Annotated in this window: 1 protein-coding gene; it reads left to right on the top strand. The window is 60.5% G+C overall.

From position 1 onward, the window contains the following. The coding region (locus tag ACESTR_RS16330) for a TraG family conjugative transposon ATPase (RefSeq protein WP_217732989.1) at positions 1 to 693 on the top strand (693 nt) is incomplete at both ends.

Below are 693 nucleotides of genomic sequence, written 5' to 3'. Positions count from 1 at the left end.
TTCATCCGCGAGCGTTACCGCCCGGCCACGGGCGAGGGGGACATGAGTTTCCTCTCCCGCAGTTACGAGCGGCATTTCAACGAGCGTCCGTTCCTGACCCACGCCTGCTTCCTCTACCTGACGAAAACGACGAGGGAGCGTATGCACATGCGTTCAGACTTCTCGACCCTCTGCCGGGGCAACATCATTCCCAAAGAGGTAAACCGGGAATCGGCGACAAAATTCCTGGAGGCGGCGGAACAGTTCGAGCGTATTCTGAACGATTCGGGTTTCTTGGCCCTTGTCCGCCTCACGGGGGACGAGATCACGGGTACGGCGGATTGTCCGGGCCTGCTGGAGCGGTACTTTTCCCTCTCGCTCTCGGAGACGACTTCTCTTCAGGACATCGAGCTGGGGGCCGAGGTTCTGCGCGTGGGCAACAAACGGGTGTGCCTGCACACGCTCTCGGACACGGAAGACCTGCCGGGGCGCGTGGGTACGGACACCCGTTACGAGCGTCTTTCCACCGACCGTTCGGACTGCCTGCTCTCGTTCGCGGCCCCCGTGGGGCTTCTGCTTTCCTGCGACCACCTTTACAACCAGTACGTGTTCCTGGAAGACAGCGACGAAAACCTGCGTATGTTCGAGAAACGTGCGCGTAACATGCAGTCCCTTTCCCGCTACTCCCGCGGGAACCAGATAAACAAGGAGTGG

This window comes from Alistipes sp. DJF_B185, assembly GCF_964250025.1.
In the GTDB taxonomy this organism is placed as follows: Bacteria; Bacteroidota; Bacteroidia; order Bacteroidales; family Rikenellaceae; genus Alistipes; species Alistipes finegoldii.
This window is presented reverse-complemented; position numbering and strand designations above follow the sequence as displayed.